The sequence below is a fragment of the Flavobacterium sp. MMS24-S5 genome, from assembly GCF_050320125.1.
GTDB lineage: Bacteria > Bacteroidota > Bacteroidia > Flavobacteriales > Flavobacteriaceae > Flavobacterium > Flavobacterium tyrosinilyticum.
Map to the genome: position 1 here is coordinate 308,820 of NZ_CP190016.1, position 25,888 is coordinate 334,707.

The following is a 25,888-nucleotide window of genomic DNA, read 5'->3' on the forward strand; positions in this document are numbered from 1 at the left end:
GTTTCCGAATGTGCCGAAATAGTCTTATCTTAGCAGTACATGCCCTGAACAGGCACTTTGTACCACACTAATTTTAAAGACAATGGGAAAAATTACTGATCTGCTCAATCTTCGAGACGGAGAAGATGACAGGGCCAGAACGCTGGAAGCCGTTAAGAAAAACATAACCTTTAAAGGCGCAAACCTCTGGATCCTTGCCTGTGCCATTATTGTGGCTTCGGTTGGCCTGAATGTAAATTCCACTGCCGTGATTATCGGGGCAATGCTTATTTCCCCGCTGATGGGACCAATAGTAGGCGCCGGGTTTGCATTGGGCATTTACGATTTTTCACTGTTCAAAAAATCACTAAACAACCTGCTTACGGCAACTGTGGTGAGTCTGGCGGTTTCCACCCTTTATTTTTACCTAAGCCCTTTCAAGGATGTGCAGTCTGAACTGCTGGCCAGAACTTCTCCCAATATCTATGATATCCTTATAGCTTTTTTTGGCGGCGTGGTCGGCGTTATAGCCGTCACACGATCTGAAAAAGGAAACCCGATTCCCGGCGTTGCCATTGCAACAGCGCTCATGCCGCCGCTGTGCACCGCCGGCTATGGACTGGCAACCGGACAATGGAAATTTTTTCTCGGGCCTTCTACCTCTACAGCATCAACTGCGTCTTTATAGGCATCGCCACATTTTTAATCATAAAATACCTGAATTACCCTGCCGTTAAGCAGATTGATGAAACCCATCAGAAGCGCGTAAAATACATCATTGCTTTTCTGATCACTGTCATGCTGCTGCCCAGCAGCTATCTGGCCTACTCGCTTTACAGGGAACAGCAGTTTAAAAAAAATGCAGATCTTTTCATTGAGAATGAATTCACCGATAAAGGCTATACCATCGTTTATAAAAAAACCGACTTCGGCCCAAAATAAGAAAACTAGAGCTGGCTTTTCTTTCAAGACGTTTTTCCAAGGCAGAAATTACAGCTCTCACAAAGAGACTCAACCAAAACAAATACCTTTCAGACACCCGGCTGATTATCAGGCAGGACAGCACCGATCGTCTGAATGCCCTGAAGGGAGACATCCTGAACCAGATCAAAAGCAGCGAAAATGAAATGAATTTAAAGGATGTTAAAATCATGCAGCTGGAGAAAGAACTAAGCAGAAATAAATTTGACAGCCGCCAGATCTTAAAAGAATCCAGAGTGCTTTATCCTGCCATCACCTCATTATCGGTAAGCAGAACCGCTTTAATCAATCAAAAAGACAGCATAACTGCTGTTACGGCCGTTATCTATGATGCAGAAAAAGACCTTTCTAAAACGGATGCTGAAAAATTACAGAAATGGCTTAACGAAAGATTATTGGTAAACAACGTTGAACTCTTCAGGAAACGTTAACGCTCCTGAAAAGTCCTGCTTTTTCTTTTGTTATACAGGCTCAGAATGCAGTACCCGAGAATACCTGCCAGCGTTGATGCTGCCAGTATGGCAAATTTGGCTCCATTCTGCAGCAGCGGATCTTCAAAAGACAATAGTGCAATAAATATGGACATAGTAAAGCCGATTCCTCCCAGCAGGCCCAGCCCGAGAACATGCACCCAGGAGACGGATTCCGGCAGCTCTGCTATCTTTAATTTTACAGAAAGCCAGGACATAGCAAAAATCCCAATCGGTTTTCCAAGAAATAATCCCAGCATGATGCCAAGGCCCAGATTGCTGACAAGCCCTTCTATCATGGCAGATTCAAAAGTAATATTGGTATTGGCAAGCGCAAAGATGGGCATAATGACAAAATTAACAGGCCTTGTCAGGAAATGCTCCAGCTTTTCAAGCGGTGACTCGGTAGCGTCCTCATTGGTGGGTACGGTCATCGCGACCAATACGCCCGCTATGGTGGCATGGATCCCGGAATGATGGATAAAATACCAAATTATAATCCCGGGAAGCAGATAAAACAGCAGGTTTTTAATTCCTGCCCGATTAAAGACAATTAATAAAACAAACAATGCGCACGCGTATCCAAGATAGATGAAATTAAGCTCTGAGGAATAAAACAGCGCTATCACCAGAATAGCAATCAGATCATCGACAATGGCCAGAGCAGCCAGAAAAATTTTAAGCCCTGACGGCACTCTGGTCCCTAAAAGAGATAAAATGCCAAGTGCAAAAGCAATATCTGTAGCCATGGGTATGCCCCAGCCTTTAGCTGCAACCGGATCTGGACTGTTAAAAGATGCGTAGATAAAAGCGGGGACCACTACACCACCTACAGCCGCTAGAACAGGAAGCGCTGCATGGGAGAATGATGACAGCTCTCCTTCTATCACCTCCCGTTTAATCTCAAGTCCGACAAGCAGGAAGAAAACCGCCATCAGCCCGTCATTAATCCACAGCACAATAGGGTATTGTAAATGGACCAAGCTGCATTGAATCCCAATTTAAAGTTAAGGATCTCTTTAAAACCTTCCGACCAGCCTGAATTGGCAATCAGCAGTGATACCAATAACGAGATTATCAAAAAAATGCCGCCTGCCGAAGATGAGCGGAAAAAATGCATAAATAGTTTTAAGTTTATCAGTTTTGTCATATTTACAAATTTAAAACTTAAAAACTGTTATTCCAACTCTAAAAACAGCGGAAGCGGCTCAAAAAATCAGCAATTCAAAGGATGTCCTCAAAATATAAGAAGGAGATCAGTTCAATGCCGTTGTGCATCTCTAAAAGCAATAATCCTATTTGCATGAAAAAAAATCAATCTCTAATGGAATGTAACTCTCTACTGAAAGGAGCCGCAAAAAAATGAATGCAGCCAAACAAGACAAAAGTTCTGCATCCTGCATTAAGAAAGAGGCAAAATTATCGATTTCTGCAAGATTAAAACAGCAGCACAGCATACACCCTTAAAATTGGGATTTTTTAAAGTGATGCCCTTTATTTCTGCTTTTGGATTATTTGCATAAAAAATAAATTACCTTTATCCGGCATTACCACTTTATAAGAAATTAAAATTTATTTAAGCTTTAAATCCAATCCTATGAGCCAAGAAGAATTATTGGTATTAATCCGCAAAAAAGATGAAAGAGCTTTCACCCATCTCTACGATATGTACTCAAAAAGCTTGTTTTCGGTCATAAATGTTCTGGTAAAAAACCGGGAAGAAGCCGAAGATGTCCTGCAGGAAGTCTTTGTGAAAATCTGGAAAAACATCGATAGCTACAGTGAAAGCAAAGGCAGGTTCTACACATGGATCCTTAATATTGCAAGGAATACATCGATTGATAAGCTGCGATCCAAAAATTTCAACAACACCCAAAAAAACCTTTCTTCGGATAATTTCGTAAATCTGTTAGATGACAGCAATAAATTAGCTAATAAACTAGATGCAATTGGTATTCAGGAGTTCGTTAAAAAACTGAAACCAAAATGCATTGAGATTATTGATCTGCTGTTCTTTAAAGGATATACCCAGCAGGAAGCTTCAGAAGAGCTAGCTATACCTCTGGGAACTGTAAAGACACAAAATAGAAACTGTATCAACGATTTAAGAAATTATTTAAAGATATAAATGGAAGCGAAGCAATATATTGAATCAGGCATTTTAGAACTGTACGTTTACGGCCTGCTGACAGAAAATGAGAACCTGGAAATTGCCGCACTGGCCAGAGAAAGCCCCGAGGTTGAAAGTGAAATCATTGCTATAGAAAAAGCTGTTTCAGCCTTATCATCAAGCTTCTCACCTTTCCATTCGGTTGCCAATTTCGAAAAAACAAAAGCGCTATTAGAGCTTAAACATACTAAAGTTGTCACTATAAAACCAGCATCAAACCTGCCGCAATACTTGGGCTGGGCAGCTGCAGTATTATTATTGCTAGGTTTTGGATATCAGACTTTAGAACTGGCAAAATCCAAACAGGCAGTCTCTGAGGCCGGAGGCGAAAAAAATAAAATTGAAAGAGAATATGCTTTTTTAGACCAGCAGAATAAACAGACTGAGAAAAACCTAAGCATTGTGAGAGACATTAAAAACACAAGCGTTACTCTGGGCGGACAATCTGTATCTCCGGCATCATTTGCAAAAGTGTACTGGAACAAGGAAGCAAAAACGACTTATATCGACGCGGCAGGTCTGCCAAACCCTCCAAAAGGAATGGTTTACCAGGTTTGGTCTTTAAAACTAAGTCCGGTGCTTACCCCGACAAGTATTGGTCTGCTGGATAATTTTGAAGAAAACTCTCAAAAAATCTTCGCTGTAAGCCAAACCGATTCCGCTGAAGCTTTTGGCATCACGCTGGAACCTGCAGGGGGAAGCCCGACACCTACAATGGAGCAGCTTTATACTTTAGGAAAAGTCTAATTCCATAAAAAGTCCAAACTAAAAAGCGCATATTGATCCTATTCAATATGCGCTTTTTGGGATTCAATACTATAACTATACTCTGGCGGAACGTTATCCAAACCCCTTAGCCGTAGTAAAAAAATCTAAAATCATCGTCAAATTTTGATTTGAATATTCTCTCATGATAATAGTTTAAATCTGTGCCGCCAAAGTAGAATTTTAAAGCATGTTTTCAATAATTAGATACTTTCGACTGATACTTTATTTGATTAAAAAGTTTAAGCTTAAGTTTTTTTTTTAGTGTTTAACCCTCGAGGATGTTTATAAACTGTTTTTGACTAACAATTTCAAATAATCATCTCTTAATCGACTTGAAAAATAAGATAAATTGTAGCTTACCGTAAGTTAAAAGTTAACAGGATTCGAACACCAAAAATGGAATAGCCTACATCCTCCTTTTTTTTAAATTTCTATTAATTGAAATAATGACAACCAATTAAAAATGGTTCACTATTTATCATTTATTGAATTTTCCGCTCTCATTCTCTGATTATCAATTGTTGCTCAGCTGAGGCAGAAAATTAGTTTACTGCTCAAGCGTTTGGTACGCCGCTTCTTTTATAACATCGATCAATGATGTGAGGCAGTTTATAGTAAAAAAGCTAATTATAAAATTAATTAATAATCATCTAATTATCACTAAATTAATTAGTCTAACTTTACAAAATGAGGAATTGATTACTCCCATGCAGAATTAAGTAAACATTTTTTGGAAGATTATGTTTATGGACAAGCCCGTCGCAGCGTGCAGCGCAGCTGACGGGTTCTATTTTTGTATAGCTTGCTCAGAACTTTGTTGTAGGTTTCAAACTGAAGCTGATTAAGCAGTTATGATAGATTGATTTTGTATTTTTCTTCTATTGGTGAAGAAGCCTTATTCGGCGCAAGATGCCCTATCTGAAATACTTTTTCAATGAATTCAATGCTTTGATCCACTGAAGTGTTTTCATTTTTTAAATGGCTGGCAAAATGGTTTGTTAATTTTTGAATAATTCTTGAACAGATTAAATCCATCTGTGCATCATCAAAATGGGTTGTTTTCTTTTTTTGAAAAGCAAATTCTGCTGATACAATATCATTTAGCTTGGATTTTAAGGCATGAATAGTCGGAGCACATTTTCGGCCGTTCACCCAGGTATTCAGTTCTAATTTTAGATCATCAATAATGGCTTCCGCAGCAGGAATATGCTGTTTTCTCTTTTCCAGCGTGTCATCAGTAATTTGAGATAAATCATCCAGATGTATCAAAGTTACACCGGGGATTTCTTCTACATTGGTATCTACATTGCGCGGGATGGATAAATCCAAGATCAATAAGGGTTTCTGTAACGCAAGCAATGCTTTGTCAATAGTCGGATTTTGTGCTCCTGTAGCTACAACCAGCACATCGGCCTGCTGCAGTTCCTGTTTTAAATCAGCATAATCTTTTACAATAACATTCAGCTTGCCAGCCAGTAATTCGGCTTTGTTTTTTGTTCTGTTTATAAGGGCAATATGGCTGTTTTTAGTATGTTTTACTAAGTTTTCGCACGTATTTCTTCCTATTTTCCCAGTTCCGAATAACAAAATATTTTTGTTTCCAATATCCGCCACATTACGCATAATATACTGCACTGATGCAAAAGAAACTGAAGTTGCACCGGAAGAAATTTTCGTCTCCGTCTTAACTTTTTTGCTCGCCTGGATAACAGTATTGACCAACCGGTCCAGAAATGTATTGACCAAACCTTCCCGTTTACTATTGTTGAAGGCGGTTTTAATCTGGCTGATGATTTCAAAATCACCCAGAATCTGACTGTCTAAACCTGTCCCTACCCGGAACATGTGGCTGACAGCTTCTTCATTCTTATAAATATAAGCAGCCTGCTGAAAATCTTCTACAGAACCATTGCTGTTTTCGCAAAGCAGTTTGATGAGTTCATAAGGATGATGGGCAAAACCATAAATTTCAGTTCTATTGCAGGTAGAAGTAACAACCAATGATTCTATGCCTTCTGCCTTGGCCTGCAGCAATAAATCAGATTGTGCTTTAGCATCTAGACTAAATTTTCCTCTTATAACTGCATCTGCTTTCTTGTAGCTTAACCCCAATGCATAAAAAGTGGAGGATCTGGACATATTAAAATTTTCCATATTTATGGTTTCCTTAAAAGGTTCAAAAATTATTGCCTGCAGAATTTATATAACAGCGCCGGAAGTGCTTTTTACATCACTATGGAATAAATGGATTTAAACTGCGGTTTTATATAATTTCCAGGTATTATAAAGCTGACAGGTTTTGAAAAATATTTATATACTTCAAATAGTATTGAAATATAAAACGCTGCCTTTTCAGGCAGCGTTTTGAGAAGAAATTTATTTTTGAACTATAGGAGTTCTCAATGATTCCAAAACAGCAACAATATCAGTATAAAGTTCTGTATTTGAAGCAACACCATTCGCATTGGCCGCAGCTCCAACATATCCTTCGAATTTTGTATAATCTGCATTACTGGATTTTGTTCCCATACGAGGATTTTTCGCAGGATCATGCGCAGCAGACATACTCAAACCAGAATATGTATTTACAGCATTTGTTCCTCCCGTATTAAACGAAAAGAAATCAGTAAGGTTATCTGATAATTTAGCAATATTGGTAGACTGGGTAGTTCCCGTTTCTGCTAATAAAGGGGCAAAATGTGCCTGCAGATTACCTGACGCGTTCGATTGGATATCAGCAACAATCAATCCGATAGTTGAATTTACCACTTTGCGGAAACTCAAACGTCCCTGCTCGATCATCTGGCCCAATTATCAGGATCAGAAACCATTTTAGTTCCGCCTAATCGCTCGTAGATAGAAGCCTTAACCGGTGCTGGGGTTTCGTCGTCATTACTGCTGCAGGAAATCATAGCTGCCGATGCAGCAATTAGTACACTAAGTGTAAGTTTTGAATAAACTTTCATAAATTTAAAGTATTAAAGGGTTAATTAAAAAAACGATTTATCTTTTGAGACAGTCTATAGCTCAAACTATTTTGATTCATTGGACACACTTCTTTGTCTGCTAAATTTGCTGGTAAAATATAACGCTGCGCATCATAACGTCCTTTAGCCATCAGCTCGTTGAAAACTTTCTCAGAGTTTGTAATTTTATTATTGTGGAAGTACACCACAACATTTCTTTTAACGATGATAGAATCTGATGTGAGGCCTTTTATGCTTCTCAGGTCGGCACAGATTTTTCTGGCCTGCAGAGAATCGATGTCTGATTTAAAATCGATTCTGCTTACTTGCAGATTTGGAGTATCATAAACTGGGGGTTTGGCCGTTATAATGTGAAAAAGCAAAATCGCGGCAAACAGTACAAATATGCCGCTGAGAATTAAAAGTCCTTTTTTGATTATTTTATTAGTTTTCATAATTTTTATGGTTTTAAAATTATCTACGTGCACTTCATCGCTGCGGTTTTAGAAATAATAGAAAAACAATCAATTTAGAATCATTTTAAATACAGAAATTACCTAATAATTTAATTATAAAGAAGATACTAGAAAACCCTTGCAAGATTAAATCCAAAAAATATATCTCCTTTTGTCCAGTCGCCAGTGGTTCTTCCCAGATACCCAGCCTCATCAATTGCCTGTGAACTGGTAAAATGCATTTGGAAAACATGTCCGCCGGTTTCTAAATCAAAACCTATAGACAGCGGATTTTTATAAAGTGAATTTGGCGCTCTGTTTAAATGCGCCGCATAATCCATATTTAAGGACCAGCGCTTAGCGAATTTATATCTTCCTCCAAATCCTATGGCATATTGGGAATTGCTTTGGTCTACATCATCAACAAAGTTTTGATGAAAGAATGACGGCACAATTTCTAAAGACAGCTTTTCAGAAAATTTTCTGGAAATTAACAGCTGTGCTACATAAGTCAGCCTGTCTTTAAATTGAAGCTTCGGATAAAGGCTTTCTTTTAATGTGTTATTAATAGACAAACTATTAAATCCGGCAATAGTAACAGGAAAGCCGTCTTTTATTTGAGGAAACAGCATATATTTTGTTGCAAAGTCATAAGCAAATTCACTTCGGGCTGCACTTACATTAAGTCCATTTGTTAAACCGTAAATAAATTTTATTTGTGTATTGGCATTATCCAATCCGTAGAAACCTTCAAAACCATCTTTAATAGAACCGAATCGGTGTGCGACAACAAAATACAAATCCCCTTTTGCGGCCAATTTTGTAGACTCAAGATTAACAATTTTTAAGGCTTTGAATGCAGATGTCACTTTTTCTTTTGCAGAAGGAGTTTCTACTCCAGACAATAAATCGGTTTGAGCGAAGGTTAACAGCGGAAATAAAAAAAGTAGTAGAATAAAGTTTTTCATGAGGTTAGTTTTAAATTGTTATTTGTATTAGTGCACAACTGAAGATTGGTCTATTTTAAATTCCTGGAGCAATTCGTCATATCCTAAAAAACGCCCTTTAATTTTTAGGGTTTTTCCAGATATAATATTTTGCGGCATACGGTCTTTGAATGTCACAAATACTTTTTCGCCCATAACAATTCCATTACTGGCTTTATCAATACTTGTTACTCGTGCAGATAGTTCAATTGTTTTGTCCTGATATTTGATGTAAGCCAGGCTGTCGTTTGAAGTAAACTCTCTTTCTAGTTCGTTAACGGTTACAACATAATCGGCAGTTTCTGATTCTATATTTCTATGCCCTTTGTAGATGTAGAGGTACGCTGAAATTCCGATTATTATAAAAAGGAAAATTGTAATTAGTATTTTTTTTCTCATAACTGGTTTTTAGTATTTCAAATTATCTACGTTAAAAAATACCTATTGGATTTAAAACATTAAATATGCCTCTTGCCAAATCTGTATTATTCTTTTCAACGTATATGATTTTGAAATGCCTGATGATCCTTAAAAAAATCATGCATTTATTTATAACTAAAAACCAATCTTATGAATTTAAAAACCCTTTTCGCCATTTCATCATTAGCATCAATTTTTGTAAGTTGTGCCAACGATGATCCAAGTACTTTAATTGACTCTACACCAATTAATGGTTTGGTAACATACAACCAAAATGTAAAATCTATTATTGATAATAACTGTGTTGTATGCCATGCGGCAGTTCCTAAAAATGGCGCGCCAATGTCTTTAGTTACTTATGAACAGGTGAAAAATGCAGTTTTAAACCGAGGATTGCTTACACGAATTTCTTTAGAAAATGGAGATAGTTCCTTAATGCCACAGGGTGAACCAAGATTGCCTCAAGCTACTATCGACATTATAAAAAAATGGAATCAGGATGGATTATTAGAAAAATAATCTATAACAGCAACATGAAGAAAATCATAATAATGCCAATGCTATTGGCTTCTTTTATTGTTTTTTCACAGGAAAAAATAGTAACTAAATCTGCAGCAATAACTCTGGAAGCTTCAGTACCTTCTTTTCAGCCGGTTGCAGGAACTAACAGCAATGTAACTTTTGTTTTGAATCCCGCAACTGGAGAAGTGGCAAGTCTGGCTTTAATGAAAGGATTTGAATTTGAAATGGCATTAATGGAAGAACATTTTAATGAAAATTACATGGAAACCGATAAATATCCAAAAGCTATTTTTAGAGGGCAAATAGAAGGATTCGACATTAAAAATCTAACTGAAGATTATAAAGATTATATCATAAAAGGAAAATTAGAAGTGCATGGAAAATCCAAGGATATAAGTGCCGATGCAAAAATTACAAGATCGGGTTCCAGAGTCACCCTTATATCTGATTTTGAAATAAATGCAAGTGATTTTAACATTCCAATTCCAGCGCTTATTAAATATAAACTGGATAATAAAGTCAAAATTCAAATTATTGCAGTTTTAAAATAAGACTGCGCAAAACAGGATGATTTTATAAAAAAATAAAGGCGAAATAATGAAAAAAACAATACTTATTGCAATGCTATTTGTCTGCGCCATTGGCGTATCACAAGAAAAAATGGTCAGTAAATCGGCAAAAGTCATTTTTGAAGCTTCCGTTCCTTCTTTTGAAGAAGTTAAAGCAGTAAATCGGAATGTTACTCTTGTTTTGAATTCAGCAACAGGAGAGATTGCAAGTTTAGCTCTGATGAAAGGTTTCCAGTTTAAGGTTGCTTTAATGGAAGAACACTTTAATGAAAATTACATCGAAAGTGACCAATATCCAAAAGCCATATTTAAAGGAAAAATAGAAGGATTTGATCTTCAAAGTTTAAGCGAAGATGCTAAGGATTTTATCATTAAAGGCAAATTAGAACTTCACGGTAAATCCAGGGATATAAATGCAGCTGCGAAGATAAGCAGATCACCATCAGGTGTCAGCATTTCATGTAATTTCAGCGTAAATGCCAGTGATTTTAATATTGAAATCCCAAATTTGGTTAAAAGCAAGCTTTCCAATAAAATAAATATCCAGGTTGCCGCGGTCTTAGGTACAAAAAGACAATAACCTCCTAAACACTATCTTGAAAAGTCAGTAATTTTTATATCAAAAAAATGGAGGAAGAAATACAAATTGAGGACGGTCTTACCCTTATTCGTTTCCAGAACGACAGCTCAGAATCTTTTTCTGCACAGCACGAAATAGATGCCGGCCTGATACAGTTTCATTTCGGACTAAAAGGCAATGCATTTTTTTTGTCCAGTCAGGATCATTGCACTTTAGAATTGAAAGAGGAAAAATCACTGATTTTGTGCAATCTGCAGCAGCAGTCATTGCTTAAGTTAAAACTTTCTCCAAATTCATGGGTTATTTCTGTTATTGTTTCGATTAATAAATTTCACTCGTTATTTTCCGTTCAGGCAGATTATATTTCTATTTTAAGCCCCGATAAGAAGAAAAAAAAGTATTATACCGAAGGGAACATCAGTCCTTCTATGGCTGTTGTTTTGAGCCAGCTGTTTCATTACAGCCTTCATCCTTCCCTAAAGAACCTTTATTATAAAGGAAAAGGATATGAATTATTGAGCTTGTATTTCAATAAAATGGAAGATCCAAACGCAGTGCAATGTCCTTTTTTGATTGATGAAGATAACGTTCTGAAAATCAAAAAAGCCAGAGAAATACTTATCGCCAATATGGCCGAACCGCCAGGGCTGCAGCAGTTGGCAGATGAAATTGGACTGAATATGAAAAAATTAAAAATAGGCTTCAAACAAATTTATGGTGATACGGTTTATGGTTTTCTCTTTGATTACAAAATGGATTTTGCTCTAAAACTATTGGACAGCGGTTCTTACAATGTAAATGAAGTCAGCCTGAAAATAGGATATAGCACCGGAAGCCACTTTATTGCGGGATTCAAGAAGAAATTTTCCACAACCCCAAAAAGATATCTGATGTCCATTAATACCAATCATAAAAACAGTATCGCTTTTATAGATTAGAGCATAAATAAAAATATATTAATTAATTTCTAAGAAGCGGCAAGCACTGAGTTTGAGCAAAAATTAGAACAAATCTTAAAACAAAAAAGATAATGAAAGGAGTATTATTAGTAAATTTAGGATCTCCCGAAAGTCCCGCGCCAAAAGATGTCAAACCGTATTTAGATGAATTTTTAATGGATAAATACGTGATCGATGTTCCGTATTTATTAAGAGCTTTACTAGTTCGCGGCATTATTTTAAGAAAAAGACCAGAAGAATCTGCGCACGCTTACGCAAAAATCTGGTGGGAAGAAGGTTCGCCATTAGTTGTTCTTTCAGAAAGAATGCAGAAAAAACTACAGCCTTTAGTAAATGTTCCCGTTTCCTTAGCAATGCGTTACGGAAGCATGACCATCGAAAAAGGACTTCAGGAATTGAGCGATAAAGGAGTTACAGATGTAATGCTTTTTCCACTGTATCCACAATATGCGATGGCTTCGACTTTGACTATTTTGGTAAAGGCTGAAAAAATTCGCAAGAAGAAATTCCCGCACATGACATTTACTGATGTTCCGGCATTTTATAATAAACCGGATTACATCAAGAATTTGGCCGATTCAATCCAGAAACATGTAGTTGGTTTTGAATATGATCATTTGTTGTTCTCCTATCACGGAATTCCAGAACGTCATATCCGCAAAACCGACGTAACAAAATCGCATTGTAAAATTGACGGATCCTGCTGCACCACGCCATCTCCGGCGCACGAATTCTGCTATCGCCACCAATGTTATGAAACTACAAGACAAGTCGTTAAATTATTAGGTCTTTCCGAAGATCAATACAGTCTGACATTTCAATCGCGTTTAGCGGGAGATAAATGGTTAGAACCTTATACTGATGTTGAAATTGACAGCATGCCGGCAAAAGGAATCAAGAAATTGGCAGTTGTTACTCCGGCTTTTGTTTCAGACTGTTTAGAAACACTCGAAGAAATCGCTATGCGTGCCAAAGAAGATTTTGAAGCAAAAGGAGGAGAAGAGTTTTTGGCAATTCCATGTTTGAATGACGACGACCAATGGTGCCGGACAGTGAGTAAATGGATTCGGGACTGGTCTGAATAATCCTCAAAGGGCACTTCTATCAATCCATTAAATTAATCTGATGAGATTTGAAATATTTCTGATATGCTTTATACAACTGATTAATTCCTAAACCTATAAAAAATAAAGAGATCATATTACAAAATACAGACTGGAGCTGCCTTTAATTTTGCCACAAAAGATTAAAGCGGTTTTAAAGATATTTTACCATTCTAAGTTTTGTGGCGAAATAGTGGCACATAATGTTTTTGAAATCCAAAAAGTTCGAAAAATTAAGGTCTAAGGAGGATAGGTTCGAAACTGTATTAGAATAATACTTTGGACTGATAAAATTTCCAATTACATACGTCGGATGTAAGATGCAGAATCGGTGCATTTAGATTTAAAACTATTTTAAAACACTGTATTAAAACTATTTAAATACCCAAGTTCGAAACATTACTACATCAAAATTGTTATAAAAAATCATTAATCTGAGTTTTGCGGCAAAATCGTGGCACATTGCGTTTTTGAAAAACAGAAACCCAGCAAATCAATTGATGATGAGCTTAGGTTTGAAACTGTATTACGCAGTTTTACTGTTATTCTACTGAGCTTTAAAATTGATTTATCTCTAACAGCCGTTAGCATTTTTTTAGCCCCGATTGCTTCGCCAGTTCGCTTCGCTCGTGTGAAGCGGAAATCCTTCTGCGCCGGGGTTCGGCGCAGAAGATTGCTTCGCCAGTTCGCTAGCGCTCGGGTGCAGCAGATAGCGGAAAAAAGCTCCTGAAAAACAACATTTAAACCTAAAATAATGTAACCGTCCCCCCTTACACACACTCGATCACCTGACCGCTGTTCTATAAATCCAGCCCCTTATGATGTAAAAAAAACTCCCCTGCCACGTATCACAGGTGCATAAAGGATTTAAATGAATACGGTTATATAAACTATGTCCCCAAAAGAAATAGAAACCAGAAAAGCGTCATTTATTTTCTCGTTTAAAAGGCAGGTTCTGACATAGTTTTAAAATGAAGCTTAAAGATCGAAATTATCGAAATAATGCAATTTCCGCATGCGGCCCACACCCCAAATTAATTATTGGATCATCACCAGCAGCGGGAATATGACTTGATTTGGGAGAAAAAGCGCTTTCAGAAAGGCCCGGCTGCATGATTGCAAAAGTAAAACCGCTAAAACAGGAATAAACTAAAATGCAAACTATGCCATACAATCGTCAAATAAAAACCAACGTTCAATTTCCCGAGCAGTCGGCTGTTCCAAAAGAACAGTCCTTCAATGCTTTGTTTGAAAAAACAGAAACAAAAAATATTTGTTACACGCCGCTATCTGAATTAGCCAATTCATGCTTTTCAGACAAAAGGATTTCACCCCAATGGTTCAATTTCCAAAGCACATCTACCAATTTCTCGCCCAGCGGTGTAAGCGAATATTCAACACGAGGAGGCAATTCATTAAAACTTTCTTTAACTAAAATTCCATCAGCAACTAATTCATTGAGCTGTTGATTTAAAACCCGCCTATCCACTTTTGCGATGCCCCGAAGCATTTCGCTCGGACGTTTCTCGCCTTCGTTTATACGCCACACAATCGGGATTTTCCATTTTCCGCTAATAGCATTTACAGCAAATTCCAATGGGCAAATTTTTTCTTCTATCGCTCGCTGCTTTGTTTTCATAAAATTGACTTTTTTCTCTCCTAGGGATAATTATATGCGGTATTGCAGTTCTGAATTTACTTTCAAAACTTTGCAAAAATATAAAACAATATATGAAAAATTTAGCACAGCAGATTCAGGAACTGAATGAAAGTTTAGCGCATCAGCTTCCCAGAGAAGCCTTAGAAGCATTCGGCAGATCCATTCAGGATTTGAGAGCCAGCAACATTGAAGGAAACAGCATCGGCACAGGGGATATGTTTCCCGATTTCAAACTGCCAAATACAAATGATGAAACGGTGCAGTTAAAAGAAATTCTAAAAAATGGAAAAGTGATTGCAGCTTTTTCGCGGCAGCTGGTGCCCTTATAGCAGCCTTGAATTAAAAGCACTGCAAGACAGCCTAAAACAGATTGCAGACAGAAAAGCAACCCTTGTGGCTATCTCACCGCAAAAGCTCGATTATAGCCAAGAATTAAAGAGCAGTTACAATTTGGATTTTGAATTATTGACAGATAAAAACAATGCTTTGGCTAAACAGCTTGGCATTTCATTCAGGCTTCAGGACTATGTCCTTCCCACTTACAGCAGTTTAGGCATTGACCTGTCGGAATACAACGAAAACGGGAGCAGCGAATTGCCTGTGCCCGCCGTTTTTGTAATAGATACAAATGGCAGCATTACGTACAAATTTGCTGATGCCGATTATATGAACAGGATGGATATTCAGGAGTTGATTAAACAATTATGAACGAGATAAAAAGAAAAGGAGCAAGAAGCGCAAAGGATATTCCGACAGATATTTTAGCGCAGCTCAATAGTGGTGAAATTGAAACTGCCAGCCTTGTGGAATGGTTAGCAGTTGACCAGCGGCTTTTATTGGAAAATTTACTTGCAGAGAATCAAAGAATGGATTATTTAAACCCCATTCTCTCTAAAATCGACCAACTCAAAAAGCAGACTGTAAACACCATAAACGAAGCTGTAGGAACAGGGATTCTTGAGCAGGCAATAAAGAATAATGACAGCGATTTCCTAACAGCATTATCCCATCACAAAGCTGATTTAGTCCGCTGCTGGGCAGCTTATGCCATTGGCAGAAATGAAAATCTAGACATAAAAGAAACCCTTAATCAAATTAAGCCTTTTTCGGCCGATAAACATTTTGGAGTAAGGGAAATATGCTGGCTGGCTGTAAGAGCGAAAGTCGCTCAAAATCTTACCAAAAGCATTGAAATACTTTCCAAATGGACGACAAACCAAGATGAAAACATCAGACGGTTTACCACAGAGACGACACGGCCCGAGGCGTTTGGTGCGCTCATATCGAAGAGCTAAAACAAAATCCCGAATTGGCTTTGCCAATTTTAGAACCTCTAAAATCCGATTCAGCAAAATATGTGCAAGACAGTGTTGGAAATTGGTTAAATGATGCAAGTAAAACACAGCCCGATTTTGTAAAGGAGCTTTGTAAGCGTTGGGAAACAGAAAGCGGTACAAAAGAAACAAGGCACATTGTCAAAAAGGCATTGAGAACTGTCAATAAGTAATATTTCGCTGTATGCACCTAATGCAATTGATAAAGCATTGGATGTACCTGCTTAGCATGAAGCTGCTGTTAAGAACCAAATATTAACTTTAGAGCATGAAGCATCTCGCAGAATCAAATATAAAAATTTAAGCAATTTAAAATTTAGTCCGCCAGTTTACAGAATGATATAAAGATCCCCGTCCAATCATCTGATTCTTTCTAAGCATATTGACAGCTTCAATTCCGCTTAAGGTTGCCGTTTTGCCGATTCAAAACTTTTAAAACCCAATCCGTTTTGTATTCGCCACTTAATAAAACGATGATCTTGTTCTGCAATATGGCTAATATATTTACATTGTCGGATTTTAATCTTTGAGAATGAGCGCTTTTTATAGACTTTGATCGCTGCGATATTAGAACCACTTTTATCAATGTTTATTAATCGTGCTTTGCAGTTGATGCAGATTTGCCTGAAGCTTCTGCTGTCTCAGCAGCAGCCCCAGCCCCGACAGAAGCGGAAATCCTTTTGTGCCGGGTTCGGCACAAAAGATTACAGCGGATAGCGGGAATAGCTCCAAAAAAATAATATTATTTACAATTGCCAGGGCCGGTCATAAAAGATTGCTTCGACAGTTCACTGGGGCTCAGTGCAGCGTACAGCAAAAAAAAGCCCCCCATGATCACCTCACTGCAGTCCTGTAAACACAGCCCTTTATGCCCAAAAAAAACCGCCCCTGCCCGCTTTAAATCTCATAAAGGAAAGCCCGCAAAGACCACCCATATTGGAATTTCTGCGGCACTGCTCCAGTTCAGGGCAAATGAAGGCAACATCAATCCTATTAAAGCCTGCAGGCACGAAATTATGAAAACAGCAAAGATAACCGGCCCTGCCACGTATCACAGGTGCATAAAGGATTTAAATGAATACGGTTATATAAACTATATCCCCAAAAAAAACAGAAACCAGAAAAGCGTCATTTATTTTCTTGTTTAAAAGCGGAGCTGCTATTTTTTGGGCTGCAAAAATTAGAGCAGTTTTTTATAAATATTTAGCAATTCAAATTTTGTGACAGAATCGTGGCAAAATACGTTTTTGAAAAACAAAAATTCAGCAAAATCAATCCCTAACGAACTTAGGCTCGAAACTGTGTATACGAATAAAAAGAAATACGACTAACTAACTAACTAACTAACTAACTAACTAACTAACTAACTAACTAACTAACTAACTAACTAACTAACTAACTAACTAACTAACTAACTAACTAACTAACTAACTAACTAACTAACTAACTAACTAACTAACTAACTTTTTAATAATCTCCCCATTTAGCAAACTGGCCTTTGCAGCCATCTTCCCCCACCGGCCAAAATCATGCTGGAAACAAAGCCAAAGAAATTTGCTGTTTTATTGCTTAAATCCAAAAGCAAATCTTCAAAACAGCAGTAAAGACATCTAAACTTTTACGGAAGCAGATTCTACGTCTGGTGAGTCTCTTCAGATGGCCGAGCGTCAAATTCTTTATTTCAATATGTTTAGCCCATTTACGGCAGTATTAAAACAAAAAAGATGAGCATTGCCGCTCATCTTTAAATTATTTATTTCTAAAATTTATTCAATTTCAAAAGGTTAGAATTTCAAAATCTCCTATCACTAACTTTGAAACACTACCGGCTTTGACCGGAGGATTACGGTTTCTCTAATGAAATCATCTTGTCAAGCATCTATTTTATTTCCTGGCCATATTATTAGAGCAAACACTAAAATTGACGAAGCAATAAGGCCTGCTCTGAATTCTTTTTTAGTTTCTGACCCTTCATCATAGATTCTTGCATTTTTTTGACTTGAGTAGATCGGCTATTATATATCTAGCAGCGACGCCTGAAACCCAATTATTTTTTTATGAATTTACAAGCCAAAATACCGCTATCTGTTTTTATTCGAAGGAAATAAATCCCTGCGAGGTAATTTTTAACATCTATAAAATTTGTGCTAAGAATATTCGAATCAATTTTTTTTCCTGTGACGTCGAATACTTCAAACCCTGAGATATTGACATTGTTTTGAACATTGAACTTAAGGTAATCAGTTACCGGGTTGGGATATGCATTAATTTTAATATCAGTAATAAAATGTTCTATACTTAAATTGTTTGAACTATTCAATCGTGCAATATATTTTACATCACTGCTGCCATTATAAGAAACATAATTTCCTCCAACCAGCAATTTGCCGTCCTTTTGCAAAGCCAGCGCTGAAATGTAAGCGAATCCTGTGCCTGTTGCGAAAGCAGGATCTAAAGTGCCGTCCATATCTATTCGCATTATGCTATTGCCAACAGCGGCGCCAAATGAATCGAAAGATCCGCCCAAAATAATTTTTCCATCATTCTGAATTGCAATGTCATTGATAGTAACATTTCCATATAATTCAGGAACCTTGAATGAGGAGTCTAAACTTCCGTTGGCATTAAGACGAACTACTCCTTTGGCGGGAATATTATTAAATTTGCTGAACGAACCGCCTAAAATAATTTTGCCATCAGTTTGTACTGCACTGGAATAGACAAAATAATCAGTGCCTACCCCGCCAAGATTAAAAATCGTATCTAAACTTCCGTTGGCATTTAGTCTTAGAATTTCCCCATTGCCCGCATAATTATATTGCAGCAGCAGTCCTGCAATAACGATTTTGCCATCCGCCTGCACTGAAATGGTCCAGACATTTCCCGCCGTTAATTTAGGGATAAAAGAAGCATCTAATGTGCCATTTGCATTTAGTCTGGCCAATAGGTTTCTTGGGGTTCCGTTGACCATGCTGAAAGTTCCTCCAATAATGATTTTCCCATCCGCCTGCAGTGCAAGGGCATTGACCATATTGTTAGCGCCAGAGCCACCGGCGTTAAAAGCAGTGTCTAAAGTTCCATCAGCATTTAGCTGCACTACGCCATTAGCCGCTGCGCCATTGTAACTTTTAAAATCTCCCGCAATAATAATTTTATTATTTGGCGCCACTACAATCTTTTTTACTAGGCCATCAGCTCCTGTACCGACATTAAAAGCAGCATCAAGCGTTCCGTCAGGGTTTAATCTTGCAATACTTTTGCGGGATATGCCTCTATAAGTTAAAAATCCTCCGCCTATAAGTATCTTTCCGTCTGGCTGCACAGCGACAGCCCTCACATGGCCATCAGCGGAAATGCCATTCTCGAAGAAAGGATAAATACCATTATCAATGTTGCCGTTACTGTCTAAACTTGCTATCCTGTTTCGTGAGAAATTATTACATTTTGAAAAAGAACCTCCGATCATTATTCTTCCATTGGATTGGATTGCGATAGCGTTAACCGATCCATCAGTTCCAAAATTGCTTCTTGAGCTGAAAGGCGAATCTATTGCCCCATCCATATTTAATCGGACTACCCGCTGAGAATAAGTTCCATTATATGCGGAAAAATTTCCCGCGACAACTAATTTTCCATCAGCTTGAATAGCGATAGAATTTACAGAAGAGTCGAAGCCATCACCTATGCTGAATGTGGCATCCAATGTGCTGTCAGAATTTAATCTTGCTATATAATTAGCAAGCGTGCCATTATAAGAATTAAAATTACCGCCAATTATTATTTTTCCGTCTGGCTGTATGCAGACTGTTTTTATACTGTTAGACATATAAGAGGTGATGCCAGAAATAAATGCGGCATCTAAGGATCCGTCCGCATTCAGCCTTGCCAGTCTGGTTCTTGCAACTCCATTAAATGCTCCAAAATCTCCTCCTATTATAATTTTACCATCAGATTGTACGGCACATGAATTAATACTATTATTTGCTCCTGCCGTCGGATTAAATGCTGAATCAACAGTTCCATCTGTATTTAACCTTATAATCCTATTTTTTGAAATTCCGTTATATGTTGTGAAATTGCCAAAAACTACTATCTTTCCGTCGGATTGGATATTTACTCCGTTGACTGTATTGTTGAATCCCGCACCAATCTCAAAGGTCGAATCAACAGTTCCATCAATATTTAACCTGATAATTCTATTCTTTAAAATTCCGTTATACGCCGTAAAATTGCCGGCAACTAAAATTTTCCCATCAGACTGAGTACTGATTCCATTAACGCTATTGTTAAATCCTGAACCCAAATTAAATGTTACATCAATGGTTCCATCTGCATTTAGCCGCGCTAATTTATTAGAACTTGCATTATTTATAAGCGTAAAATCGCCTCCAACCAGAATTTTTCCGTCTGATTGTATCGATGCCGCCTTTACATCTCCATTCTTAGCTCCTGTGGGAGGATTAAAACTTGAATCTAAAGATCCATCCTGGGCGAAACCACATACTGTTAAAGCCAGCATTAATAATTGTAAAATTTTTCTCATAGGCTTATTATACTTTTTTTATTTGGGCATTAAAATTTGAGTCCAAATATACAATCTTTATGATTTCAAAAAACACCTTTCTTTTTTTTTATAAAATAATACCTTACAAAATATTCATCATGAGCCAGCTGCGCATATACACAACTGCCTTCAACAATTGGCTATTATCTGAGAGTCCTTTTGATTGAACGCAATACTATATCTGCAACAAAATTTAAGGCTGTTTTTTAAAGACATCTCTAATTTCAAAGTTTTGCGGCAAATCGCGGCACATTGAGTTTTTTGAAAACAGAAAGCCGGCAAAACCAATATCCAAGAAACTTAGGTTCGAAACTGTACTATTGAACATCCAACTCCTGTCCCACTAGTAGCTCATTAGCTCTTTTACGGCATATTCAAAAATAGCCTGCACTTTAAAAAAATTTTCACCCAAACCAGCCTCCACCATCGCCGGCCCAAATCAAAAAAACTAAAAACAATCAAAAAAGAAACTAACTAAAAATAAAAAAAGCCCTCATTTCTGAGAGCTTTCAGGCTTTATCGCAATGCTGTCCTGCAATCCTAAAGAGGTTTGAGCCATCAATCAGTTGGCCAGTTCAGTCCTTTGGCAGGCAGCTTATAGATCAGCTTCTGTATGATGGCCAGCCAGATGCTTGACAGAAGCATGGTGGAGGTAATCACTGCAAGAGTAATCTGACGCATGTAATCTCCAACCAGCCCAAGAGAAGCGGCAAGCGTAAGCAGCACAAAGCTGAATTCGCCAATCTGCGACAATAGCGCACCGGCATATATGCTGTCCCTCCAGCTGTTTCCGCTTAGCTTAAAAAGCAGGCTATTGATCAAGCTATTGATTATCAGAACGCTTACAGCCACCAAGACAATTGTGCCGGCATTGGCTGCAAAAAACCCAACATCAAGCTGCAGCCCTATGGCCAGAAAAAAAAATGCCATAAAAAAGACCCTAAAGGGAATCAGCGATTTTCCAAGCCAGCGCGTCGCCTTATCCTGCCCGATCACAATTCCTGCTGCAAAGGCCCCAAAGGCTGGCGAGAGCCCAAACCAGAAACTAAACCAAGCCATCCCAAAACATATGCAGAAGCCGATGAATACCTGCAGATCATGGTCGGCAACAAGCTCTCTTCTCATGGGAATATTAAAAATCCTCCTATTGACGGCTGACCGCAAAAAAAGCAGTATGAGCATGCCGCCTATGCAGACCTTGGCAAGCTCAAAAAAAGAGGCATTGCTGCCTGAAATAAAATTTAGCGATAAGACCATGGGCACAACCAGCATGTCCTGCATCAGCAGCACACCGCATGTTATGATGCCCAATTGGCTTTTAATCTCGCCGGTTCTCTGCAAGTACTGAAATACAATGGCCGAACTGCTGAGGCTTATGATAAAAGATAATAATATAATCCTGCTGGCTGGCCATCCCAACTGCATTCCCAAGGCATACATGCATAAGGCGCTTAAGAGGATCTGGACCAGCGCTATTGCAAAGGGCCTGCAGAAATGCTGGCTTAAATGGTGCAGGTCTATCTCGGTTCCAATGGAAAACATCAGAAGAACAATGCCGATTTCGCCCAATTCCGCGACCATTTCAGGATCAGGAATTGTATTCAGCAGTTTTGGCCCAAAAGCACGCCCGCAGCTATATAGGCAATAAAATACGGCTGTCTGAAGCGGCGCAGCACCAGTATCAGGAACAGCACAGCAAAGCAGAGCACAACCAGGGCAGAAAATAAGTCCGAAAACATGATTATAGCTTTTTGCAATGATTAAAGCTGCCCCTCGGGGCAGCTTTAAAATAAAAAAAGGTAAAATAATCGATTAAAAATTAGGCGATTTCAATCATTCTAGGCGGCTTCTGCTTCGCTTGCTCTTTTTTGGGTATGGAAAGATGAAGCAGGCCATTCACATAGCGGGCGCTTATCTTTTCTTCGTCCACCACATTTTTAGGCAGCTCAAAGCTTCTCTGGAACGACTGGTAGCTGAATTCCCTGCGGGTAAAATTCTCCTGCTCGATGGTCTGCTTATTTTCCTTTTCCGAAGAAATAGTCAGCAGGTTTCCGTCAAGGGTAACTTTGAAATCGGCTTTCTCCAGGCCGGGAGCAGCCACTTCGACTTCAAAATGCTCTGCAGTCTCTCTAATGTTTACCGATGGCAGGGTGGTGCTTGTTGTAGAAAAATTTTTGTTTTCCCAATTGAAAAGCTCGCGGCCAAAAACGTCATCAAAAAACGTATGCGGCAGGCCACGATGCTGGTTTGCATTTCTTTTGATAAGATTCATAACATTTTACTTTTAATTGTTATACAATATTTTTGAACATACACTGCCTTTGCAGTGCCAGGGACAAAAAAACCAAAATTATGCCAGAGAAAAAAAATGACAATTTTTCAGTTTTCATGGGCGAAAAAATGTCAGTTTTACCGTAGCTTTTGAAACAAACAAACAAACAAACAAACAAACAAACAAACAAAGCTTTACAGCAGAAGGCTCAAATCTCCAGCGAAAAGCACTGGTTCGAAACCCGCCAAGGTCACTTAAAAGGATTTGCGAATCATTTTCTTATTGTATGGTAAAACTTTGTTCTTGTTGAAAAGACATAAACGAACTATCTTTAAAAAAGATAAGTCCTTTACTTATTAGCGGCAAGAGGACTCGAACCAGCACCAAACAAATCAAATTAAATTATTCGCAATTTGACAACTATCAAATACATCTGATAGTAAAATCAACCACACTCTTTTCGCAACTCCACAATCGCCGGTCAAAACAAAAATAAAATAAACACAAAGCTAACTAACTAACTAACTAACTAACTAACTAACTAACTAACTAACTAACTAACTAACTAACTAACTAACTAACTAACTAACTAACTAACTAACTAACTAACTAACTAACTAACTAACTAACTAACTAACTAACTAACTATAGCTATTTCTGCCAAATCTGCTTTATTATCAGCAATGTAAAACCTGCAGTGCTATTTATTATTTTCACACTCTATAGCACTAGTGCATCATTTAATTTTAATTTTAATTTAAGATGAAAAGAGTGAAAACTACTATCAGACCTTTTATTACAGTACACAATGCAGCCCCTGGTGAAGCAATAATAAAGAGCGAGGGACATTATTGTACGGATCTCCAAAATGGCTTTAGAGCTTTCCCAGCTTATCAGCTTGCATTTGAATAACAATGCCTGCAGCATTTTGTTTTGCAATGCTGCATCTATCTGCCTGTCTGTGTGATAGCTATTTTATAAATCGAATCCATTATTCTGTAAAAAAAAAACTGCCTATCCTCTTTACTTTTGTTAAAGGAGAAATAAAACGACAAAAAGCCGCGGAACAACTGGTGAACGGTCGCTTATTGAAAACGACATTGAAAAGTCAATTTAAAAATATAAAATGATGAAGGCAGATAAACATGAAAATTACGGTCAGGATGACAAGAATTTTCAGAATACAGACCCAGGCAAGCAGCTGCAGAAAGCTTCCCTCTCTTCAGCGAATCCCATTGCAGACAATACTGAACCGGCTGACGCAGATGATCTGAGCACCAGTGAGATCAGCAACCCTTATGATTCAGAGAATCTTGACAACGAATCGGACAGTGAATCCAAAGACATTACCGAGAAGGACATTGAAGAGGATCTTATAGAAAATGATCCCTCTGAAGGTTTTGAAACTGACATTGGCACTGCTGGAAACAAGGAGCGTGAAAACGGCGCCTTTCAAACAATTGAGCCTGATCTTGATAATCCCATAAACAGGGAATTCGAAATCGGGCAGCTTGGAAATGAAGAGCTTAAAGAAGACGAAATCATCAGAAATGCAACAGGTAATGGCGCGCCCGGCAGGAACAAACCTTCGCAGCGAAAATTTTAAAACCTTGATAACGTTTTTTTTTATGCAGTCCTGGGAATAATCCGCTTTACCGCGGTGCAATAATTCGCACAACCGCGTTAAGCCGCCTCCTCCAATGACAGGCAAGCGCACCTGCCCATTTTCTTCTTGAAGAAATTTCATCCTGTAATTTGAATTCAAAAGCAAATGCCTTAAAAATTTATATTACATACTAAATAAAATGCTGCATCAAAATATGCGCATTATATAGTTGTGGCAGTCAATGACTTTTAAGCTGACCCGTAAACATACATACATAGATAAAAGCGCCCGCTATCGCGAAAAGCATCTTTTTTAAATGCATCCCAATCAATACGCAAACTACATGAAAATAGCTACTTATAATGTAAACGGGGTTAATGGGAGGCTTAATGTCCTTCTCCGTTGGCTGGAGGAAACAGCTCCCGATGTTGTTTGCCTGCAGGAGCTCAAGGCACCGCAGGGCAAATTCCCGCTAAAAGCCATTAATGATGCAGGCTACAATGCCGTCTGGCACGGGCAGAAGCAATGGAATGGCGTGGCCATACTGGCACGTAACATGGAAATTGAGGAAATAACACGAACGCTTCCAGGAGATGAGGACGACAGCCAGAGCAGGTATATAGAAGTGCTGATAGGCGGCATTGTAATTGCCTGTCTTTACCTGCCCAACGGCAATCCGGCGCCTGGCCCTAAACTCGAATATAAAATGCTGTGGTTTAAGAGGCTGGCCAAGCGGGCCGCTATACTGTTGAGTTTAAACACCCCGGTCATACTTGCGGGAGATTTCAATGTGATGCCCGCAGAGCTTGATGTTTATAAGCCCGAACGCTGGGTAAAAGATGCGCTTTTCCTGCCCGAGGTCCGAAAATCATTTGCTGAGCTTGCCGCACAGGGATGGACTGATGCCATCCGCAGCTTATATCCCGATGAGGTCATCTACACCTTCTGGGACTATTTCAGAAATGCCTACACCCGCAATGCAGGGCTTCGGATCGACCATTTCCTCTTGAGCCCTCAAGTAGCTAAAAAACTGAAATCAGCCTCGGTGACCGCCACGTGCGCGGATGGGAAAAAACCAGTGACCACGCTCCGGTATGGATTGAAATTGATCCTCTGTAAGAGAGATTACTGAAACTAAAAAGTAACCTTTTACCATAAGAAACAAATCCTATGGAAGATTTAATAAAGCAGTTCGAAAAAGATCTGAAAGCGCACATGGAATGTGCATATAACGCTTCCACAGAGCCTGATGATATCAAAAGGCTGGGCCAGACCGAAAAAACAGTTTTGGATTACGTGGATAATTATCTTTTGGAATCTCCCCTGATCGCAAGGGATGCGGAACGTTCTACCCAGGATATGCTGGATGAATTTGCCCGATCCAAAATAAAAGGCATTGACTAGCAGCTCCCGGTTATTGGCTGCTCTATTTATTACGTGAAAACAACTCGTGGCCCCATCCAGCCTATCCATTGAAAATGCAATTATTGCAGGCACTGGCGTGGCGGATCCATACAGAAAATA

23 protein-coding genes and 4 pseudogenes are annotated in these 25,888 nt (G+C 38.4%); 15 read left to right on the forward strand and 12 right to left on the reverse strand.

Going from position 1 to position 25,888, the window contains the following annotated elements:
- The first annotated feature begins 82 nt into the window (after nt 1-82).
- A pseudogene (locus ACPWTF_RS01435) lies at nt 83-1,391 on the forward strand (DUF389 domain-containing protein).
- Here ACPWTF_RS01435 and nhaA read toward each other — a convergent pair.
- A pseudogene (gene nhaA, locus ACPWTF_RS01440) lies at nt 1,388-2,580 on the reverse strand (Na+/H+ antiporter NhaA). The pseudogenes ACPWTF_RS01435 and nhaA overlap by 4 nt on opposite strands.
- A gap of 447 nt (nt 2,581-3,027) precedes the next feature.
- Here nhaA and ACPWTF_RS01445 point away from each other — a divergent pair.
- The gene (locus tag ACPWTF_RS01445; RefSeq protein WP_109193296.1) at nt 3,028-3,558 is read left to right on the forward strand and encodes an RNA polymerase sigma factor; all 531 of its coding nucleotides are present in this window, start codon (nt 3,028-3,030) and stop codon (nt 3,556-3,558) included.
- Complete coding sequence (locus ACPWTF_RS01450) at nt 3,559-4,347, forward strand: anti-sigma factor (protein WP_427874091.1); 789 nt, start codon at nt 3,559-3,561, stop codon at nt 4,345-4,347.
- An 870-nt stretch (nt 4,348-5,217) separates the two neighbouring features.
- On the opposite strand, the gene hemA is transcribed toward ACPWTF_RS01450, so the two are convergent.
- The 6 genes from hemA to ACPWTF_RS01480 form a co-directional block, all read right to left on the reverse strand.
- Nucleotides 5,218-6,522, reverse strand: coding sequence for a glutamyl-tRNA reductase (hemA, locus tag ACPWTF_RS01455; RefSeq protein WP_427874092.1), 1,305 nt, complete (start codon nt 6,520-6,522; stop codon nt 5,218-5,220).
- 222 nt (nt 6,523-6,744) lie between these two features.
- A complete protein-coding gene (locus ACPWTF_RS01460; RefSeq protein ID WP_427874093.1) occupies nt 6,745-7,170 on the reverse strand; it encodes a hypothetical protein in 426 nt (141 codons plus the stop codon).
- A complete protein-coding gene (locus tag ACPWTF_RS01465) occupies nt 7,167-7,334 on the reverse strand; it encodes a hypothetical protein (RefSeq protein WP_427874094.1) in 168 nt (55 codons plus the stop codon). Before ACPWTF_RS01465 ends, ACPWTF_RS01460 begins: the two co-directional genes overlap by 4 nt.
- Nucleotides 7,335-7,354: 20 nt before the next feature.
- Entirely contained in the window at nt 7,355-7,789 is a 435-nt protein-coding gene (locus ACPWTF_RS01470; protein WP_111290880.1) for a hypothetical protein, read from the reverse strand.
- 128 nt (nt 7,790-7,917) lie between these two features.
- Nucleotides 7,918-8,757: a DUF5777 family beta-barrel protein gene (locus ACPWTF_RS01475; RefSeq protein ID WP_427874095.1), complete on the reverse strand. Its 840-nt coding sequence runs from the start codon at nt 8,755-8,757 to the stop codon at nt 7,918-7,920.
- A 27-nt stretch (nt 8,758-8,784) separates the two neighbouring features.
- A complete protein-coding gene (locus ACPWTF_RS01480) occupies nt 8,785-9,174 on the reverse strand; it encodes an OB-fold protein (RefSeq protein ID WP_427874096.1) in 390 nt (129 codons plus the stop codon).
- A gap of 171 nt (nt 9,175-9,345) precedes the next feature.
- Here ACPWTF_RS01480 and ACPWTF_RS01485 point away from each other — a divergent pair, with 171 nt between their 5' ends.
- From ACPWTF_RS01485 to hemH, 5 genes are all read left to right on the forward strand, one after another.
- Nucleotides 9,346-9,714, forward strand: a complete 369-nt coding sequence (locus tag ACPWTF_RS01485) for a hypothetical protein (RefSeq protein ID WP_427874097.1) — start codon at nt 9,346-9,348, stop codon at nt 9,712-9,714.
- Nucleotides 9,684-10,268: a YceI family protein gene (locus ACPWTF_RS01490; RefSeq protein ID WP_427874098.1), complete on the forward strand. Its 585-nt coding sequence runs from the start codon at nt 9,684-9,686 to the stop codon at nt 10,266-10,268. The genes ACPWTF_RS01485 and ACPWTF_RS01490 overlap by 31 nt, the downstream gene beginning before the upstream one ends.
- 46 nt (nt 10,269-10,314) lie before the next feature.
- Complete coding sequence (locus ACPWTF_RS01495) at nt 10,315-10,866, forward strand: YceI family protein (protein ID WP_427874099.1); 552 nt, start codon at nt 10,315-10,317, stop codon at nt 10,864-10,866.
- 47 nt (nt 10,867-10,913) lie between these two features.
- Nucleotides 10,914-11,804: a helix-turn-helix transcriptional regulator gene (locus tag ACPWTF_RS01500; protein WP_427874100.1), complete on the forward strand. Its 891-nt coding sequence runs from the start codon at nt 10,914-10,916 to the stop codon at nt 11,802-11,804.
- A gap of 92 nt (nt 11,805-11,896) precedes the next feature.
- Nucleotides 11,897-12,910 (forward strand): ferrochelatase, encoded by a 1,014-nt coding sequence (gene hemH / locus ACPWTF_RS01505; protein WP_427874101.1) that lies wholly within the window; start codon nt 11,897-11,899, stop codon nt 12,908-12,910.
- 1,294 nt (nt 12,911-14,204) lie between these two features.
- On the opposite strand, the gene ACPWTF_RS01510 is transcribed toward hemH, so the two are convergent.
- Nucleotides 14,205-14,567, reverse strand: a complete 363-nt coding sequence (locus ACPWTF_RS01510) for a winged helix-turn-helix transcriptional regulator (protein ID WP_427874102.1) — start codon at nt 14,565-14,567, stop codon at nt 14,205-14,207.
- A 92-nt stretch (nt 14,568-14,659) separates the two neighbouring features.
- Between ACPWTF_RS01510 and ACPWTF_RS01515 the strand changes: the two genes are divergently transcribed.
- From ACPWTF_RS01515 to ACPWTF_RS01530, 4 genes and pseudogenes are all read left to right on the forward strand, one after another.
- Complete coding sequence (locus ACPWTF_RS01515; RefSeq protein WP_427874103.1) at nt 14,660-14,917, forward strand: hypothetical protein; 258 nt, start codon at nt 14,660-14,662, stop codon at nt 14,915-14,917.
- A complete protein-coding gene (locus tag ACPWTF_RS01520) occupies nt 14,883-15,296 on the forward strand; it encodes a peroxiredoxin-like family protein (protein ID WP_427874104.1) in 414 nt (137 codons plus the stop codon). The genes ACPWTF_RS01515 and ACPWTF_RS01520 overlap by 35 nt, the downstream gene beginning before the upstream one ends.
- A pseudogene (locus ACPWTF_RS01525) lies at nt 15,293-16,095 on the forward strand (DNA alkylation repair protein). Before ACPWTF_RS01520 ends, ACPWTF_RS01525 begins: the two are co-directional and overlap by 4 nt.
- 657 nt (nt 16,096-16,752) lie before the next feature.
- Nucleotides 16,753-17,070 (forward strand): hypothetical protein, encoded by a 318-nt coding sequence (locus ACPWTF_RS01530; RefSeq protein WP_427874105.1) that lies wholly within the window; start codon nt 16,753-16,755, stop codon nt 17,068-17,070.
- A 421-nt stretch (nt 17,071-17,491) separates the two neighbouring features.
- On the opposite strand, the pseudogene ACPWTF_RS01535 reads toward ACPWTF_RS01530, so the two are convergent.
- The 4 genes and pseudogenes from ACPWTF_RS01535 to ACPWTF_RS01550 form a co-directional block, all read right to left on the reverse strand.
- Nucleotides 17,492-17,611: pseudogene (locus ACPWTF_RS01535) on the reverse strand (IS1 family transposase); the annotation flags it as partial.
- Between the two features lie 358 nt (nt 17,612-17,969).
- On the reverse strand, nt 17,970-20,441 hold the full coding sequence (locus tag ACPWTF_RS01540) for a T9SS type A sorting domain-containing protein (RefSeq protein WP_427874106.1): 2,472 nt from the start codon (nt 20,439-20,441) through the stop codon (nt 17,970-17,972).
- A 603-nt stretch (nt 20,442-21,044) separates the two neighbouring features.
- Entirely contained in the window at nt 21,045-22,067 is a 1,023-nt protein-coding gene (locus ACPWTF_RS01545) for a cation:proton antiporter (RefSeq protein ID WP_427874107.1), read from the reverse strand.
- A gap of 238 nt (nt 22,068-22,305) precedes the next feature.
- The gene (locus ACPWTF_RS01550; RefSeq protein ID WP_379799946.1) at nt 22,306-22,758 is read right to left on the reverse strand and encodes an Hsp20/alpha crystallin family protein; all 453 of its coding nucleotides are present in this window, start codon (nt 22,756-22,758) and stop codon (nt 22,306-22,308) included.
- 1,126 nt (nt 22,759-23,884) lie between these two features.
- Here ACPWTF_RS01550 and ACPWTF_RS01555 point away from each other — a divergent pair.
- The 3 genes from ACPWTF_RS01555 (at nt 23,885) to ACPWTF_RS01565 (ending at nt 25,768) form a co-directional block, all read left to right on the forward strand.
- Nucleotides 23,885-24,364 carry a hypothetical protein gene (locus ACPWTF_RS01555; protein ID WP_379799545.1) on the forward strand — a complete coding sequence of 160 codons (480 nt, stop codon included), beginning with the start codon at nt 23,885-23,887 and terminating at the stop codon, nt 24,362-24,364.
- Nucleotides 24,365-24,707: 343 nt separating this feature from the next.
- The gene (locus ACPWTF_RS01560; protein ID WP_427874108.1) at nt 24,708-25,496 is read left to right on the forward strand and encodes an exodeoxyribonuclease III; all 789 of its coding nucleotides are present in this window, start codon (nt 24,708-24,710) and stop codon (nt 25,494-25,496) included.
- Nucleotides 25,497-25,534: 38 nt separating this feature from the next.
- The gene (locus ACPWTF_RS01565) at nt 25,535-25,768 is read left to right on the forward strand and encodes a hypothetical protein (RefSeq protein WP_427874109.1); all 234 of its coding nucleotides are present in this window, start codon (nt 25,535-25,537) and stop codon (nt 25,766-25,768) included.
- Nucleotides 25,769-25,888: the final 120 nt, after the last annotated feature.